General features: G+C 71.6%; 21 protein-coding genes and 1 pseudogene. 7 read left to right on the plus strand and 15 right to left on the minus strand.

The window, feature by feature from the left end:
• Positions 1-141 precede the first annotated feature (141 nt).
• Together ACXET9_RS13985 and ACXET9_RS13990 are read left to right on the plus strand one after the other, a co-directional pair.
• Entirely contained in the window at positions 142-921 is a 780-nt protein-coding gene (locus ACXET9_RS13985; RefSeq protein ID WP_457887293.1) for a phosphotransferase, read from the plus strand.
• Between the two features lie 9 nt (positions 922-930).
• Positions 931-1,488 carry a hypothetical protein gene (locus ACXET9_RS13990; protein WP_457887294.1) on the plus strand — a complete coding sequence of 186 codons (558 nt, stop codon included), beginning with the start codon at positions 931-933 and terminating at the stop codon, positions 1,486-1,488.
• A 73-nt stretch (positions 1,489-1,561) separates the two neighbouring features.
• On the opposite strand, the gene ACXET9_RS13995 is transcribed toward ACXET9_RS13990, so the two are convergent.
• The 6 genes and pseudogenes from ACXET9_RS13995 to ACXET9_RS14020 all read right to left on the minus strand — a co-directional run bounded on the left by ACXET9_RS13995 (position 1,562) and on the right by ACXET9_RS14020 (position 4,252).
• Positions 1,562-1,873 (minus strand): winged helix-turn-helix domain-containing protein, encoded by a 312-nt coding sequence (locus ACXET9_RS13995; RefSeq protein WP_457887295.1) that lies wholly within the window; start codon positions 1,871-1,873, stop codon positions 1,562-1,564.
• Positions 1,870-2,307: a hypothetical protein gene (locus ACXET9_RS14000; RefSeq protein WP_457887296.1), complete on the minus strand. Its 438-nt coding sequence runs from the start codon at positions 2,305-2,307 to the stop codon at positions 1,870-1,872. Before ACXET9_RS14000 ends, ACXET9_RS13995 begins: the two co-directional genes overlap by 4 nt.
• On the minus strand, positions 2,304-2,939 hold the full coding sequence (locus ACXET9_RS14005) for a hypothetical protein (protein ID WP_457887298.1): 636 nt from the start codon (positions 2,937-2,939) through the stop codon (positions 2,304-2,306). The genes ACXET9_RS14000 and ACXET9_RS14005 overlap by 4 nt, the downstream gene beginning before the upstream one ends.
• Before the next feature lie 225 nt (positions 2,940-3,164).
• Positions 3,165-3,416, minus strand: coding sequence for a hypothetical protein (locus tag ACXET9_RS14010; RefSeq protein ID WP_457887300.1), 252 nt, complete (start codon positions 3,414-3,416; stop codon positions 3,165-3,167).
• A 101-nt stretch (positions 3,417-3,517) separates the two neighbouring features.
• Positions 3,518-3,652 (minus strand): annotated as a pseudogene (locus tag ACXET9_RS14015) (hypothetical protein); the annotation flags it as partial.
• A gap of 210 nt (positions 3,653-3,862) precedes the next feature.
• Positions 3,863-4,252 carry a barstar family protein gene (locus ACXET9_RS14020; protein WP_457887301.1) on the minus strand — a complete coding sequence of 130 codons (390 nt, stop codon included), beginning with the start codon at positions 4,250-4,252 and terminating at the stop codon, positions 3,863-3,865.
• 121 nt (positions 4,253-4,373) lie between these two features.
• On the opposite strand from ACXET9_RS14020, the gene ACXET9_RS14025 reads away from it, so the two are divergent.
• The 4 genes from ACXET9_RS14025 to ACXET9_RS14040 all read left to right on the plus strand — a co-directional run bounded on the left by ACXET9_RS14025 (position 4,374) and on the right by ACXET9_RS14040 (position 6,057).
• Complete coding sequence (locus ACXET9_RS14025) at positions 4,374-5,048, plus strand: cation transporter (RefSeq protein ID WP_457887302.1); 675 nt, start codon at positions 4,374-4,376, stop codon at positions 5,046-5,048.
• 101 nt (positions 5,049-5,149) lie between these two features.
• The gene (locus ACXET9_RS14030; protein WP_457887303.1) at positions 5,150-5,434 is read left to right on the plus strand and encodes a putative quinol monooxygenase; all 285 of its coding nucleotides are present in this window, start codon (positions 5,150-5,152) and stop codon (positions 5,432-5,434) included.
• A gap of 71 nt (positions 5,435-5,505) precedes the next feature.
• Positions 5,506-5,784 carry a VOC family protein gene (locus ACXET9_RS14035; protein ID WP_457887304.1) on the plus strand — a complete coding sequence of 93 codons (279 nt, stop codon included), beginning with the start codon at positions 5,506-5,508 and terminating at the stop codon, positions 5,782-5,784.
• 111 nt (positions 5,785-5,895) lie between these two features.
• Positions 5,896-6,057 (plus strand): carboxymuconolactone decarboxylase family protein, encoded by a 162-nt coding sequence (locus ACXET9_RS14040; RefSeq protein WP_457887305.1) that lies wholly within the window; start codon positions 5,896-5,898, stop codon positions 6,055-6,057.
• A 96-nt stretch (positions 6,058-6,153) separates the two neighbouring features.
• On the opposite strand, the gene ACXET9_RS14045 is transcribed toward ACXET9_RS14040, so the two are convergent.
• The 9 genes from ACXET9_RS14045 to ACXET9_RS14085 form a co-directional block, all read right to left on the minus strand.
• Entirely contained in the window at positions 6,154-6,309 is a 156-nt protein-coding gene (locus ACXET9_RS14045) for a hypothetical protein (RefSeq protein WP_457887306.1), read from the minus strand.
• Positions 6,310-6,359: 50 nt separating this feature from the next.
• A complete protein-coding gene (locus ACXET9_RS14050; RefSeq protein WP_457887307.1) occupies positions 6,360-6,539 on the minus strand; it encodes a hypothetical protein in 180 nt (59 codons plus the stop codon).
• A 104-nt stretch (positions 6,540-6,643) separates the two neighbouring features.
• Entirely contained in the window at positions 6,644-8,263 is a 1,620-nt protein-coding gene (locus ACXET9_RS14055; RefSeq protein WP_457887308.1) for a GMC family oxidoreductase, read from the minus strand.
• A 53-nt stretch (positions 8,264-8,316) separates the two neighbouring features.
• Positions 8,317-9,798 carry an aldehyde dehydrogenase family protein gene (locus tag ACXET9_RS14060; RefSeq protein WP_457887309.1) on the minus strand — a complete coding sequence of 494 codons (1,482 nt, stop codon included), beginning with the start codon at positions 9,796-9,798 and terminating at the stop codon, positions 8,317-8,319.
• Entirely contained in the window at positions 9,791-11,968 is a 2,178-nt protein-coding gene (gene betT / locus ACXET9_RS14065; protein WP_457887311.1) for a choline BCCT transporter BetT, read from the minus strand. Before betT ends, ACXET9_RS14060 begins: the two co-directional genes overlap by 8 nt.
• Before the next feature lie 186 nt (positions 11,969-12,154).
• A complete protein-coding gene (locus tag ACXET9_RS14070; RefSeq protein ID WP_457887312.1) occupies positions 12,155-12,637 on the minus strand; it encodes a phage tail protein in 483 nt (160 codons plus the stop codon).
• Positions 12,638-12,665: 28 nt separating this feature from the next.
• Entirely contained in the window at positions 12,666-13,142 is a 477-nt protein-coding gene (locus tag ACXET9_RS14075; RefSeq protein ID WP_457887313.1) for a VOC family protein, read from the minus strand.
• A gap of 187 nt (positions 13,143-13,329) precedes the next feature.
• Positions 13,330-14,010 carry a TetR/AcrR family transcriptional regulator gene (locus tag ACXET9_RS14080; RefSeq protein ID WP_457887314.1) on the minus strand — a complete coding sequence of 227 codons (681 nt, stop codon included), beginning with the start codon at positions 14,008-14,010 and terminating at the stop codon, positions 13,330-13,332.
• A 50-nt stretch (positions 14,011-14,060) separates the two neighbouring features.
• Positions 14,061-14,525 (minus strand): MarR family winged helix-turn-helix transcriptional regulator, encoded by a 465-nt coding sequence (locus ACXET9_RS14085; RefSeq protein ID WP_457887315.1) that lies wholly within the window; start codon positions 14,523-14,525, stop codon positions 14,061-14,063.
• A gap of 192 nt (positions 14,526-14,717) precedes the next feature.
• Here ACXET9_RS14085 and ACXET9_RS14090 point away from each other — a divergent pair, with 192 nt between their 5' ends.
• Entirely contained in the window at positions 14,718-16,025 is a 1,308-nt protein-coding gene (locus ACXET9_RS14090; RefSeq protein WP_457887316.1) for an MFS transporter, read from the plus strand.
• Positions 16,026-16,041: the final 16 nt, after the last annotated feature.

The raw sequence follows: 16,041 nt of genomic DNA on the forward strand, positions 1-16,041 counted from the left end.
GACGGCTCCGAGCGGTGCGCACATCGCGGCGACCGCTACTGTTCATGGGATGACCGCCGTGACACGCAATGCCGAGGATGTCGCACTGCTCGCTGTCGCACCGCTTGACGTCACGGTCCTCGACCCGTGGTCGAGCTCCCGATGACGGGCAGCGAGGACGAGGAGGTCCTGTCGGGCGGCAACGCGACCGCGGGGGTCGTCCGCGTCGGCGGCACCGTCCGCAAGCCGTGGTCCGACGGGGCCTCGGGCGTGCTCGAGTACATGCGGATCCTGCGGGAGCGCGGCATCGATCTCCCCGCGCCTCAGGGGCGGGACGATCGTGGCCGGATGGTCACCGAGTACGTCGACGGCGTCCTCGCGATGGATGCCCCGCCGCTGAGCCGTGCGCAGCTCGCGACCGTCGGATCGATGGTCCGCGCCATCCACGATGCGAGCGAGGGGCTCGACGCCGATGCGCTGGGCCTGGGCCGGGCGCTCCTGCCCGTGCCGGCGCCGGACCTGGTCTGCCACGGGGACCTCACACCGTGGAACCTCGTCGTCGGGGAGCGGTGGACGTTCATCGACTGGGACGGCGCGGCGGCGAGCACGCGACTGTGGGATCTGGCGTACTCCGCGCAGGCCTTCACGCTCAACGATGCGTCCGCCGATCCGGCCGACGCCGCGCTCGCGCTGCGCGCGTTCGTCGACGGGTATCGGGCGGACTCCGCGATGCGGTCCGTGCTCGCGCCGACGCTCGTCCGACGCACGTGGGCGATGCACGCGATGCTCCGCGACGCCCATCGTGACGGGGTCGAGCCGTGGGGGACGATGTTCGTCGCCGGTCACGGGGAGCATTGGAGCGCCGTCGGCCGGTTCGTGGAGCGGCATGAGGCCGTATGGGCCGACGCGATCTCCCTCGGGACCTCTCCCTCGGGGGCCTAGGCTCACCGCATGAGCGATCAGCGGTACCACCTGGTCTACCTCGAGGCCACCTCCGAGAACGTGGGGAGGCTGTCTCGCGAGCTGCGGGAGTGGCTGCGCGCCGAGGGCTGGACCGTCGAGGCGGAGGGCCTCGTCGACTGGCTCGGCGCGGGCGAGGACGCTGTGCCGGCCGACCGCTACGGGCCGCGGCTGGAGCGCATGGCACGGTCCCTGCGGGAGGGGCGCCACGAGGACCACGTGACGGTGCGCGACTCCTGGCGGATGTACCACGGGTCCGAGGCGATGGAGGGCGCCGGCTGCCCGCGCTGCCGGCACCTGCTGGGGTTCGACGGCGACGGCGTGCTCGGCGAGGCGCTCGACGCCTGGTGGCGGCACCGCGTCGCGCCCGAGCTCGTCTGCTCCGCCTGCGGCGCGACCGCGCCGCTGGACCGCTGGGATCTGGATCGCGGAGCCGCGGCGGCGACTCTGGCGATCACGATGGAGCTCGTCGACCAGCACGATGAGTTCCGGAATGCGCTGAGGGCCCGCTTCCCCGGTCGGTGGGCCGGGATCTACGAGCACCTCTGACGCACCAAGTCGGCGGCGACGTCGTCGGTGTCGGCGGCGGGATCGGCGTCGGCGCCCCGCCGCCCGACGGGCATCACTGCGGCATGGAGCCGCTGGCGATGGCCTGCAGGGCGGCGAGGTGGGAGGCCCATTGGGCGCGGCCCTGCGGCGTCAGGCTGAGCCAGGTCCGGGGGCGCTTGCCGACGTATCCCTTGGTGATGGCGACGATGCCGAGGGCCTCGAGCTGCGAGGCCTGACGGCTGAGCACGGAGTCGCTGACCTGCAGCTGGTCCCGGATCGTGGCGAAGTCGGCGTTGTCGACGGCGTTGAGGGCGGCGACGAGCGAGAAGCGGACCGGATGGGTCAGCGACTCGACGAGCTGATGACGGGCGTGCTCGGCGGTCATCGCGCGGCCTCGATCCAGGCGCCGACCAGCGTGAGGGCGGTCAGCAGGCCGCTCATGATGGCGAGGAACCAGATCTGCCCGGCGAACACCGTCGTCGTGCCGACGATGCCGATGGTCCACAGGATCCCCCAGGCGACGATCGCGGTGATCCAGCGCTTCCCGAAGCCGCGCTTGACGGAGCGGCTGAACACGGTCATGAAGACGATCGAGGCCGTGATCCACAGGATCATGAGGGTCAGCGGGAGGGCGAGCATCTCGGTCGGCGCGAAGGCGATGGCGGGGAGCGCGAGCGACGATGCGGCGCCGAGGCCCAGCAGTCCGGCGATCTGGGGCCAGCTCGCCCCCGTCCTGGTCGTGGATTCGGCCTGGGCGGCTCGGGCGAGGAGCGCCTGCGCCTCCTCGGGGGTCGGCCCGTGGCCGGCGGTGCCGGTCATCGCTGCTGCGCCTGGGTGAGCTTGCGGCGCAGGGAGCCGTAGAGCGCGGCCCAGATGGAGCCGAGCACACCGGCCATGGTGGACGCCATGATGGTCAGCATCAGGTTGTCGGTGGCGAGGCCGACGACGAACAGCACGATCATGCAGGCGATGCCGGCGGCGGGGCCGATCCAGGCCCGGGAGAGGCTGCGCTGGAGCGTGGCGGTCTCGGTGGGGGCGGCGGTGGTGTTCATGGTGTCGTTCCTTCGTCCGGTGGGGCGTCGTGGGAACGACGCTAACAAGTACTTTCCACTACCGCAAGTACTTGTCGAGATCGATCCGGTCGGGATGCCGATCCGGCCGTCGTGTCCGTCGGCGCGGCCCGCTGGCCGGTCAGCTGCCCGCGTAGTGCTCGCGGGACGGCACGTAGAGCCGGGCGAGGACTCCGCGAGCACCTCGGGCCAGGCGTCCATCGCGATCGCGTAGAGGCTCACCTTCTTCGCGTTGCGCTTCACGGCCGCGAAGCAGTCGTGAGCGCCGGTGCCGGGCCGGCGCAGCGAAGGCATGCCGTAGACGGTCGCCTCCTCGAGCTCATCCCGAAAGGGGGTGAGGCGCGCCCAGATCCCTGCTTCCACGGCGTCCAGATCGCTCATGGGCGGCAGTGCAGGATCGCGGTCGACCGCCTCGGAAGGGTGCGGGCGCGACGGACGGGCGCGACGGACGGGCGCGACGGACGGGCGCGACGGGCGGGCGGGATGCGACGGCAGCGCCGGACGGGGACGGCGAGGCGCCGACGGGGGTCCGGCCGTCGTCGGCCGGACCCCCGTCCTCATTGCCGCAGCGCGGAGGCATGCTCTGCGAAGGCGCTCAACAGGTGCTCAGAAGCGACCGTTCTGCAGGGCGAGGCCCTCTTCGCCGCCCCACGGGTCGTCGAGGAGGAAGCGCGGGGAGCCGGGCTCCGCGGCCGGGACGAAGGTGAAGCGGTAGTAGACCTCCGACTCCTCCTCGTCCTCGTCGACCTCATCCTCGTCGTCGTCGAAGCCGTCGCAGATCTCGAAGTGCACGTCGTAGGTGCCGGCGGCGAGGCCGATCTCGGCGGGGAACTCCTCCGATGACGAGGCGACCTCCACCGCGGCGGGGTCGACGACGGTGAAGGGGGCGACGATGCTGCGCGCCGCGAGGGGGTCGGGGTGAAGGCCTCGGCGTGCACGAGGTGCACGAAGGCGCCGAAGTCCTCGTCGGGCAGCGGGTCGAAGAGGAGGGTGTCGAGGTGGAGGACCGCGCCCTGGCCGACGTTGCCGTCGCCCCACTGGGTGAGCTCCTCGTCGTAGGGACGGGAGCGGACGAGGATCTGGTGGTCCGAGATCCGGAGGTCGACGGTCTGCTCGCGCGCGGTGTGCTCTGAGTGATCCCCCGATGCTCGATCATCCTGCTGGACTGCCGGAGGAACGGCGGATGAACATCCGTGGCGCCTCCGCTCGGTCCGGCCTCCGCTCGGTCCGGCCTCCGCTCGGTCCGGCCTCCGCTCGGTCCGGTCTCCGTTCGGTCCGGTGCCGCGCGGGGCCCGGCGCGCCCGCTACGCGAGGCGGAGATCGACGAGCGGATGGTCGGCGAAGACCTCGAGGACGATGTCGAAGTAGGTCCGGCCGGTGCCCGCGCGGAGGGCGTCGAGGTCGGCCCGGAAACGGGTCGTGTCGAAGGTGCCGGGCCGGTCGAGCTTGTCCAGCAGCCAGCGCTCGGTCGCCGCGACCCCGAGCGCCTCCCGGCTGCGGGCGTGGTCGTGCCAGACGACGACGGCGGGGTCCCCGCTGCTCGTCCGCGCGTCGAGCCCGTAGAGCACGTCGTCGAGCGCGTCCAGGCTCGCGCCCATGCGCCAGTCCTCCTCGCGCATGAACTCGCGGTCGAACTGGTCGTAGAGGTCGCCGATCGTGTCGATCCGCGTGCCGTCGATCCGATAGTCGGGCATGGGGTCACCGTCTCACACCGCCGCGGGGAGCCCCTATCCTCGGTCGCGAGCCCGGCGTCGCCGAGCCCGGCCGCGGGCGCCTGCCGGCGCGCCGACGACCGACGGGACGAGAGGAGCCGGGATGGTCGCGACGGAGGAGCCCGGCGAGACGGCGAACGGCGACGAGGGGCTGCGCGATCCGATCGCCGCCTTCGACGCCCGACGCGTGCGGCGCGCCGTGCTCGCGGTCGCGCTCCTGAACCTCGGGTACTTCGGGGTCGAGTTCGTCGTCGCGCTCCGTGCGGGGTCGGTGGCCCTGCTCGCCGATAGCGTCGACTTCCTCGAGGACACCTCCATCAACCTGCTGATCCTCGTCGCGCTCGGCTGGGCGGCGGCGCGACGGGCCGTCATGGGCAAGATCCTGGCGATGCTGATCCTCGTGCCGGCGGCTGTCGCCGCGAGCGAGGCCGTCCAGCGGGTCCTCGAGCCCGCGGTCCCGGAGGCGCTGCCCGTCGTCCTCGCCTCCGTCGGAGCGATCCTCGTCAACGGCGCGAGCGCGGTGATCATCTCCCGCGTCCGACGGCATGGCGGGTCGCTCGGACGGGCGGCCTTCCTCTCGGCCCGCAACGACGTGCTGGTCAACGCCGCCATCATCGTCATGGCCCTGGTGACGCTGCGCACGGGATCCGGGTGGCCGGACCTCGTCCTGGGCTGCGGCATCATCCTGCTCGCCGTGCACGCCGCGCATGAGGTGTGGGAGGTCAGCGAGGAGGAGCGGCTGGCGGCGAAGGCCCTCGCCGGCGAGGAGATCGACTGATCGTCGGCCCCGAGCGTCGGCCCCGAGCGTCGGCCCCGAGCGTCGGCCCTGGGTGTCGGACAGCACGGCGGCCGTCGGCCCGCGTCCGGAAGACTGTGGGCATGAGCATCACGCTGGACGGCCGACTGATCTGCGCGACCGAGGACGAGGCCGCCGTCGTGCGCGCGCAGCTGCCGCGGCACGTCGAGCTGACGCGCTCGGAGGCCGGATGCCTGCGCTTCACGGTCGAGCCGACGGAGGACCCGCTGGTGTGGACCGTGTCCGAGAGGTTCGCGGATCGGGCGGCCTTCGACGCGCATCAGGCGCGCGTCCGGGCGAGCGAGTGGGGGAGCGTCACCGCCGGGATCGCCCGCGACTACACGATCGGCGACGCCGACGACGCCTGAACTCCCGCCCGCCCGGCTCCTGTCAGGCGGAGCGTTGACCCTGACCGAGGGCAGGAGAAGCATGGGGCGCCATGAGCCTCTTCATCACCTGCCCCGTCGACAGCGTCGAGCGGTCGATCGCCTTCTACACAGCCCTCGGCTGGACCCCGCGCCCCGAGTTCTCCGGCCCGGAGGTCGCCTGCTTCGAGATCGCCGACGGCCAGCTCGTCATGCTCAGCGGCCGTGAGGCGTACGCGAGCGTCGGCGACACCGACGACTATCCGTTCATGTATCAGCGCCAGTTCGACGACCCCGACGGCTACCACTACTCGCCGTTCTGGATGAAGCCCGCCGCGGAGCCCGCCGCCTGAGCGGCCCATCGCGCAGGTCGCCCCGCGCACCGCGCCTCCCGTCGGCGGGCCGGCAGGACGTCGTCTCGGATGCCTGCGCCCGGCTGGCGCCGGTACGGTTCATCCCCGGGCGTGCTCGACAGCTCGCTGCAGCACCACATCGAGCGGGCGAAGGGCAACGGCGTCACCGCCGAGGAGATGGCCGAGGTCCTCACCCACGCGGCCTTCTACGCGGGCTGGCCCAAGGCCTGGGCCGCGTTCCGCTGTGCGAAGGAGATCTACGCCGACGGCTGATCCTCCGACGGTGCCGCGGCGGTCATCGCGCGTCCTTCCGTCCGGGGCCGACGTCGCTCCACAGGGGCCGCAGGAGCGTGTGCGTCTGCTCGGTGGTCAGGGGCGGGACGGGCAGCGCGGAAGCGTGGCCGTCGGCCCGGAGCCCGCCTCCAGCGCCCGTTCCGCGACCCGGTTCGCCAGCGGCGCCACCCGGTCCCGGGCCTCGTCGTACGCCGCCGGGCGCCCGTGACGGCGGGCGAAGATCTGCGCCATGCCCCGGTCCTGCGCCTGCAGGGCGAGGGAGCGCTCGAGGATCGCGTCGATCAGCTCCTCCAGGAGCGGTCCTCGGAGGCACCGACCAGCACGCGGATCACCCCGTAGTACACGGCGGCGGCGATCAGCGATGCGCCGACGGCCTGCAGCACTCCCTGCGCTCCCGTCCATCGATCCGGGAACAGCAGCGAGCCCGCGAGCTGCAGGACGATCATCAGAGCCAGGAACACGAGGACCTCGCCCCGCCCCGGCCGGGCACGCCGGCGCCCGGCACCCATGAACGGGTGCCGGGCGTCGGGCGTCGGTCGTCAGCCGTCGGACGAGTGCGCGGGACTCAGTCCTGCGCGCCCCGGATGAGGTCGGCGGCGCGCTCGCCGATCAGCATCGTGGTGATGTTCGGGTTCACCGCGACGAGCTGCGGCATGACCGAGCCGTCCACGACGCGCAGGCCGGTGACGCCCTTGACCCGCAGCTGCGGGTCCAGCGGCGACATGTCGTCGTCGGCCGCGCCCATGCGCACCGTGCCCGCGGGGTGGTAGACGGTGTTGTGGGTCTTGGAGACGTAGTCGGCGATCTCCTCGTCGGTCTGCACGTCCTCGCCCGGGAACAGCTCGCGGCCGCGGAAGGCGTCCATCCCGGGCTGAGCGACGATCTCCCGGGCCCTGCGGATCCCGGCGACGGCGACGCGCATGTCGTGGCCCTCCTCGTCGGTGAAGTAGCGCGGGTCGACCTTCGGCTTGTCGCGGTAGTCGATCGAGCGCAGCCGCACGGTGCCGCGGGAGCGGGCGTGGGTGACGTTCGGGGTCAGGGCGAAGGACTCCGGGGAGGTCGGGTAGCCATGGCGGCGGGTGTGCATGTCGAAGGGGACCGAGCCGTAGTGCATCATCAGGTCGGGCAGGTCCAGGCCCTCCTCGGTGGCGGCGAAGATCCCGATCTCCCACCACTGGGTGGACTCGCGGGTCATCTTCTGCGTGGACTCCCAGGAGATGACCGCCTCGGGGTGGTCCTGCAGGTTCGAGCCGACGCCGGGGGAGTCGACCCGCACCTCGATGCCGACCTCGCGCAGGTGGTCGGCGGGGCCGATGCCCGAGAGCATCAGCAGCTTCGGGGAGTCGATCGCCCCGGCCGAGAGGATCACCTCGCGGCGCGCGTGCATGATCGAGGAGCGGTCGAAGGCGTTGTCGATGTACTCCACGCCCGTCGCGCGCTGCTCGCCGTCGAAGAGCACCCGCATGACCTGCAGGCTCGTGAGGACGTGCAGGTTCTCCCGCTCGAGGTTCGGGTGGAGGTAGGAGACGGAGGAGGAGGCGCGGGTGCCGTCGGGCTGACGGTTCACCTGGAACCAGTTCGCGCCGTCGACGACGGTCTCGAAGTCGTTGAAGCGGGCCCGCGGGATGCCCGCCTGCTCGCAGGCGTCGAGGAGGGCGACGCCGACGGGGTCCTCCGGCGGGACGTCCATCAGGTGCACGGGCCCGTCGGTGCCGTGGCCCTCGCCGGTGCGGTCCCTGTTCGTCTCCAGGCGGGCGATGAGCGGCAGGATCGTCGCGGCGTTCCAGCCCTCGGCGCCGAGCTGCTCCCACAGGTCCATGTCCTCGGCCGGCGGGTGGAAGGCGATGCAGGAGTTGTGCGAGGAGCAGCCGCCGAGCACCTTCGCGCGGGCATGGCGCATGAAGGAGTTGCCGTTCTCCTGCGGCTCGATCGGGTAGTCCCAGTCGAGGCCGGACTCCAGCAGCTCGGGCCAGCGCTTGAGCTCCAGCACCTCCTGGTGCTCGAGGTCGGAGGGGCCGGCCTCGAGGAGGGCGACCTCGATGCTCGGGTCCTCGCTCAGGCGGGCGGCGAGGGCCGCGCCGGCGGAGCCTCCGCCGACGATCAGGTAGTCGAACTCGGCGATCGGGTTCTCGGAGACGGGATTCTCGGAGGCGGGGGTGTCAGGGCCGGGGGTGTGCACGGTCATGGGTGCTGCGTCCTCTCGGGTCGGGTCGGGTCGGGGCGGCTCGACCGGATCGATCACTTGCGGGGGAACCAGCCGGAGACGGCGGGCTCGGTGTTCTCGTAGATGTGCTTGGTCTCGGTGTACTCCTCGAGACCCGTGGGGCCGAGCTCGCGGCCGACGCCGGACTTCTTGAAGCCGCCCCACTCCGCCTGCGGCAGGTAGGGGTGGTAGTCGTTGATCCAGATCGTGCCGTGGCGCAGCCGGCGCGAGACCCGGTTCGCGGTGCCCGCGTCGGAGGTCCACACGGCGCCGGCGAGGCCGTACTCGGTGTCGTTGCCGATCGCGATCGCCTCCTCCTCGGTCGCGAAGGTCTCCACCGTGATGACCGGACCGAAGCCCTCCTCGATCACGGCCGGGTTCTCGGCGGTGCAGCGGTCCAGCACCGTCGGCGCATAGAAGAAGCCCTGCTCGTGCTCGGGGCCGCCCCAGTGCCCGCCGGTGCGCAGTCGCGCCCCGGCCTCGATGCCGCGCCTCACGTAGTCGGTGACCTTGTCGCGGTGCGCCGCGGAGATCAGCGGACCGGTCTCGGCCTTCTCGTCGAAGGGGCCGCCCATGACGATGCCCTCGGCGCGGGTGACGAGGTCGTCGACGAAGCGCTCGGCGATCGACTCGTGCACGATCAGCCGCGTCCCCGCGGAGCACACCAGGCCCGAGTCGAGGAAGCCCGCGTTCAGGGCGTTGTCGAGCGCGGCCTCGTAGTCGGCGTCGGCGAAGACGATGTTGGGGTTCTTCCCGCCGAGCTCGAGGGCGACCTTCGTGATGCCGCTCGCGGCGGACTCGGCGATCCGGCGCCCGGTCACGAGACCGCCGGTGAAGGACACCAGGTCGATCTCGGGATGGCTCGACAGCGGGGCGCCGACGGTCGCGCCGTCGCCGAGGACGAGGTTCGCGACGCCGCGGGGGAGACCCAGGTCCTCGAGCACCTGCATCATGAGGATCGTGGTGTGCGGGGTGAGCTCCGCCGGCTTGATGACGAAGGCGTTGCCCGCCGCGAGCGCCGGGGCGATCTTCCACGAGGCCTGCAGCAGCGGGAAGTTCCAGGGCGTGATCATGCCGCACACGCCGATCGGCTCGCGCACCACGCGGGAGATGACGGACGGGTCGCCCGCGTCGACGAGCCGGCCCGGGTCCTGGTCCGCGATCTTCCCGAAGTAGCGGAAGCAGGCGGCGATGTCGTCCATATCGCCCTCGGCCTCGACGAGGCGCTTGCCGGTGTCGAGGGCCTCGGCGCGGGCGAACTCGTCCTTGCGCTCGGCGAGCCGGTCCGCGACCCGCAGCAGGAAGTCGCCGCGCTTCGCGGCCGGGGTGTCGGCCCATTCGCGTCGCTCGAAGGCGGCGCGCGCGGCGAGGATCGCGCGCTCGACGTCCTCGGTGCTCGCCTCGGAGACGGTGCCCACCGCGGTGCCGTCGGCGGGGCAGAGGATCGTGCGGGTCTCGCCGGTGGAGGACGCCGTCCACGCGCCGTCGATGAACAGGGTCGCAGGGGTCTCAGTCATGATGCTCCTTCGTCGCGGTCGTCGCGGTCGTCTCTGTCGTCTCAGGGTCGACGTGGTCGGCGTCGTCCCACGTGTCGGGCGCCGTGACCGGGATGGTGCCGGTCGCGGTGCCGATGTCGTCGCTCATCGTCAAGTACATGATGTGAGCGTCGTAGGAGTCCAGGACATCGCTGATGACCTGCTCCTTCGTGCAATCCATGATGTCGCGGCCGCGCGATCCGGTCCGCGAGAAGATCTCGATGCGGTAGTAGACGTCGCGCACGGTCGAGAGATTCGCGGCGAAGCTCGGCACCGCGTAGGCGACCGGGTAGGCCTGGTACTTGAAGTCCTCCGCCTCCGGGAAGGAGACCACGAGGTCGACATAGGGCACGCCGCTGTCGGGGTGCTCGCCACGATGGCAGGCGACGTCGGCCCCGAGGCGGCGCAGCTCGCCGGCGACCTCCTCGACGGCGGGGGCGGCGACGGTCTCGACGAAGCGGCGGGCCTTCGCCTCGTCGGCGTAGGACATGCGGCGCTGGAGCCGCTGCTTCCAGGGGAGGCGGTCCTGCGGCTCGCCGCTGCGGACCCGGCTGGTGAGCACGCCGGGCAGCGCCGCCATGCGGGCGTCGGCGTCCATCTGCTCGGTGCGCAGCACCTTCCACAGGCTGAACATCACCAGGTACACGAGGACCGACAGCGGCAGGCCGACGATCACGGTCGCCGCCTGGAGCGTGTAGACGCCGTCGATGAACAGCATCACCAGGGTGAGGGCGCCGGTGATCACGGCCCACACGATGCGCAGCCAGGGTGGGCCGTCGGAGTCGGTGGTCTGCGCCTTCGAGGTCATGTTCGCCATCACCAGCGAGCCGGAGTCCGCGGAGGTGACGTAGAAGAACAGTCCCGTCACCAGGGCGAGGGACACGGTGAACACCGCGCCCGGGTACTGCTCGAGCAGGTTGAAGAAGCCGGACTCCGGCTGGTTCGCGGCGAGCTCGATGAAGTCGCTGTCGCCCGCGAAGCTCAGCGCCGCGTTCCCGAAGATCGATACCCACAGCAGGATGAACGAGAAGGGGATCAGCAGCACGCCGACGACGAACTCGCGCAGCGTGCGTCCGCGGGAGATCCGCGCCAGGAACAGGCTGACGAAGGGCGCCCATGCGATCCACCAGGCCCAGAAGAACAGGGTCCAGTCCGCCATCCACTGGTCCGCGGGATAGTCGGGGGCGCCGTCGGTGTAGGCGAAGGTGTTCATCATCATCCCGGGGAAGCGGGAGAAGAAGTCGCCGATGTTCTGCACGAGGGCGTTGAGCAGCTGGTGGGTCTCCCCGGAGATCAGCACCCACAGCATCAGCACGATCGCCAGGAGCACGTTGAGCTCGGAGAGGCGGCGGATGCCCTTGTCCACCCCGGAGACGGTCGAGATGATCGTGATGAGCACGGCGAGGCCCATCAGCGAGATCTGCACCCCGATCGAGGAGGGGATCCCGAACAGGGCGGTGAGACCGAAGTTCAGGAACACGACGCCGATGCCGAGGGACACGGAGATCCCGAAGATCGTGCCGATCGTCGCGCCGATCTCGGCGGCGTGGCCGACGGCGCCGTGGATGCGCCGGCCGAAGATCGGTGCGAGCGCGGAGCGGATTGACAGCGGCAGGTGGTAGCGGTACGCGAACAGGCCGAAGGCCATGCCCATCAGGGCGTACATCGCCCAGCCGGGGATGCCGTAGTGGAAGATCGTCCAGATCGTCGCCATCCGGGCGGCGTCGTCGGACCTGGGGACGCCCTCCGGCGGGGTGAGCAGGTTCGTGGCCGGTCCGGAGATCCCGAAGAACATCAGGTCCACGCCGATGCCGGCGGCGAAGAGCATCGCCGCCCAGGTGAAGACGTTGTACTTCGGCACCGAGTGGTCCGGGCCCATACGGGTGCGGCCCACGCGCGAGAACGCGACCAGCAGCACGAAGACGACCACGAGCGTGGCGGTCGCGACGTAGTACCAGCCGAAGTTCGTCGCGATCCAGCCCATCGACCCGAAGATCGCCGTCTCGGCCGCGTCGGGCCAGATCGCGGCGAACAGCACGAAGCCGACGATGATCACCGAGGTGCCGAGGAAGACCGGCCAGTTGACCCGGGAGCGGCCAGACCGATCACCTCCGACCTCCTGGTCGGCAGGGGCGGGCGAGGCCTGGGCCATCACGATCCTCTCGGTCGACGCACGGGAACGGGCCCGGCCGCGGCGCGGCAGGCCCGTGGGGAGATCCGGCACGGCGGACGAGGAGCATCGTCCCCGACCGCCGACCGGCCTCGACCATAGGATCGGATTGTCGGATTGACCAGTCAGCCGGAGGAAGCCGAGGGACCGGTCACGTCCGCCAGGCGCTCAGAGCCCGACGGGCAGCGGGTGCTCTCCCTTGATGACGAAGTAGGAGCCGCGGATCTCGCCGGCGAGCTTCGAGCGCTGACGGGCGAACTTGAAGGCGGAGAGCTCGGGCGGGACCTCCATGCCCTCGGAGAGCTTGAAGCCGACGGCGCGCTTGCCGCCGTCCTCCCGGGTCCACAGCACGTTCAGCGCGAGCCCGGACTCGTAGAAGACGTGGACCCAGAAGATCCCGTCGACCTCGCTGATGCTCACCTCGAGCGCGGGGGAGGTGGGCACGATCTCGCGCTCGGAGCGGAGGATCTCCTCGACCCAGGCGAGGGTCGCGGGCGCCTCCGCCGCGGGCATCGTGGTGAAGATGTGCTTGTACTTCGTCGAGAAGTAGCGCGCCTCGTTGGCGCGCAGTCCCGCGAGGGCGTCGACGACGGGGGAGGACTCGAGGCCCTCGGCGGAGACGTCGGTGAACGAGACGGGCTGGGCGGGCATGCGTCCTCCTGGGGTCGGTGCGCCGAGGCTACGCCGCGGCGGCCTCGAGGCGCGCGATGTCGAGCTTGGTCTGGGTCATCAGCTCCCGCGTGACGGCCTCGGCGTGCGGTCCGGTCAGCAGCTCGTTCAGCCGCTGCGGCACGACCTGCCAGGACAGGCCGAAGCGGTCGCGGCACCAGCCGCACTGCGAGGGGGCGCCGCCGTCGGCGATGAGGGCGTCCCACAGCGCGTCGACCTCGTCCTGCGTCTGCACGGTGAGCACGATCGAGGCGGCCTCGGAGAGCGGGAACGCGGGACCGCCGTTGAGCAGGGTGTACGGGATGCCGCCGAGCTCGATGTCGACGGTGAGCGGCTGACCGGTCATGTCGGGCCCGTCGGGCGCGCCGCCGCCGGACTCGTAGACCGCGCGTCCGACGATGCGGGAGCCGGGCACGAGGGAGGTGTAGAACGCGGCGGCCTCGTCGATGCGGCCGTCGAACCAGAGGCAGGTGCTCACGGTGGTCATGATGCGGTCCTCACTGCTCGGGACGGACCCGACGGCTCGTCGTCCTCTCACCGTAGGAGCCCGCGGCACGGCAGATGTGTCCGATCCTGCGGACCCGACGACGGGATGACGGCAACGGTGAGCGGAGGCTCATGCAGCCTCCGTTCCGCTGCGACGTCGTCCCCGCCCGCGTGATCCGCTCCCGGGATCAGGCCTCCTCGGCGCCGGAGGACTCCGCCGGCTGAGGACCTTCCTGAGGCCCGCCGAGGCCCCCGATGACGGCGTGCAGCACGAGGTCCCGCAGCAGGACGGCGATCTCCTCGACGGAGGAGCGCGCGGGGTCGTCGAGCCAGACGCGGATCGTCCAGACGATGGCGGCGGCGAGCGCGGTCGAGGTCGTCGCGAGCGGCAGCGGCCCCTCCTCGATCGCGGGGGCCAGGGGCGAGGTCTCGCGCACGCGCTCGGCGAGGAAGCCGACGATGCGCTCGTGGACCTCGACGCCGCCCGGCCCGTGCAGGGCGGCGGCGAAGAAGGCGGCGTGCTGGTCGAGGCGGTGCAGGATGGCCGTGAACGCCGCGGCCATCGCGTCGGCGCGCTCGGCCTCGGGCAGGTCGGAGGCGAGGGTCATCCCCGCGAAGGCGTCCTCGAGGCGGCTGAGGGCGGCGTCGGCGAAGGCGGTGGGGAGGTCCCCGAAGGCGGCGTAGAAGGTGGGGCGGGTGACCCCGGCCTCGGTGACGATCTCGGTGATCGTCACGCTCTCGGGGCCGCGCTCGTCGAGGAGCCGCAGCGTCGCCTCGCGCAGCCGCTGCGTGGATCGGCTGCCGGACCGGTTGCCCGATCGCCCGTCTGAGCGGCTGTCCGGCCCGGCCCCATCCTGGATCTTACGCATGTAAGGATCCTACGCCGACGGGGAACGCGGAGCGCGCGGGGATGCGCCGGCTACCGCTCGGGCCGGGGCCAGGGGGTCCCGCGGTACTCCTCGAGGTCCTCGTTGAAGCGGCGCAGGGCGCCGACGAAGGCGTCGAGCTCCTCCTCGGTCCAGTGCGCGGTGACGCGCTCGAAGAGGGCGGCGCGGTCGGCGATCTCGCGGGCGAACCGTCGTCGGCCCTCCTCGGTGGGGCGGTGCTTGCGGGCGGTGCCGCCGTCGGGGTCGGGGATGCGTTCGATGAGCCCGGCGCGGATCGCGGCGGCGACCTGCCGGTGGACGGTCGAGACGTCGAGGCTGAAGGCCTCGGAGAGCTCGGCGACGGACATCGGGGGCGAGGACTCCAGCCGCGCGAGCAGCACGGCGGCGCTGCGGTCGATCTCGGGGGAGCGCACGGTGGAAATCGTGTTGTGCATCGCGTAGCGCGACAGGAGCATCTGCTCGTAGGCGAGCACCTCGGAGGCGCTGACGTCGGTCATCCGGTCCTCTCCCGTCCTGTCGGTCCTGCCCGGTGGATTCTGTGCGGTCGATCCTGCCCGTCGGCGACCGCAGGGGCGCCGCCGACGTGACAGAGCGTACCCACCCGCACGTTTGCATGATGCAAACGGTCGGGCGTACGTTTGCATCATACAAATCGAGGTCGGCGGGAGCCGGGGAGAGGCAGGGATCCGATGGCAGCGCAGAGCGCGCCCACGACGGACGGGGCGACGGGCGGGGCGACGGCGACGGGAGGGCCCCCGGCGTCGCGCCTGATCACCCCCACCTTCGCGATCGCCTGGGGGGCGAACTTCTTCCAGTACCTCACCTTCTACTTCCTCGTCACGACGATGGCGCTCTACGCGGTCCGCGAGTTCGCGGCCTCGGACGCCGCCGGCGGCTTCGCCTCGAGCGCCTTCGTCGTCGGCGCGACGGTCGCGCGCCTCCTCTCCGGCTACATGGTCGACCGCTTCGGCAGCCGCCGGGTCATGGTGGTGGCGCTCGTCGTCGCGACGCTCATGTGCGCGCTCTACCTGCCCGCGGGATCGCTGGCCCTGCTGATCGCCGTGCGCATCGTCCACGGCTTCAGCTACGCCTTCGCGAGCACCGCGATCATGGCGATCGTCCAGCGCGGGATCCCCGCGGCCCGGCGTGCCGAGGGCACCGGCTATCTCGCGCTCGGCACGACCCTCGCCGCGGCGCTCGGCCCGGCCCTGGGCCTGGCGATCGTCGGCTCCTTCTCCTACGCCATCCTCTTCTGGACCGCTCTCGCGACGGCCGTCGTCGGCCTCCTGCTGGGACTGTTCATCCGCGAGGACGCCTCTCGCGCGTCTCGTCCGACGGGCGCCGCCGCCGCGGCGCGCCCGGCCTTCGCGGTGCGCAGCATCCTGCATCCGCGGGTCGTCCCGATCGGGCTGTTCATGGTGCTCGTCGGCCTCAGCTATGCCGGCGTGATCACCTTCCTCAACGCCTATTCGGAGGAGCGGGACCTGGTGGCCGGCGCGAGCTTCTTCTTCGTCGCCTACGCGATCTCGATGTTCTGCATGCGCTTCGTGCTGGGGCGCGCGCAGGACGCCCGCGGCGACAACCTCGTGGTCTACTTCGGCCTGCTGATGTTCGTTGCCGCCCTCGTGCTGCTCGCGGTCGCGGGGGAGGACTGGCAGGTGGTCGTCGCCGGCGTCCTGACGGGCCTCGGCTACGGGACGCTCATGCCGGCCGCGCAGGCGATCGCCGTGAGCGCCGTCGACGAGCACGAACTCGGCACCGGCATCTCGACCCTGCTGCTGCTCGCGGATCTCGGGATCGGTCTCGGCCCGGTGCTGCTCGGCGTGGTCGTCACCGTCGCCGGCTACGGCGCGATGTTCGGCGGGCTCGCCGTCGTGATCGTGCTCGCCGCGATCCTCTACCACGGCGTCCACGGGCGCCATGAGGGGGATCGTCGGCTCGCCCGCGCCGCGGCGCTCAACGCGTCGGACGCTGACGAGCTCACGGCCGTCGCGTGACGCGGCGGTGAACAGG

The sequence above is a fragment of the Brachybacterium netajii (SeqCode) genome (assembly GCF_054114245.1).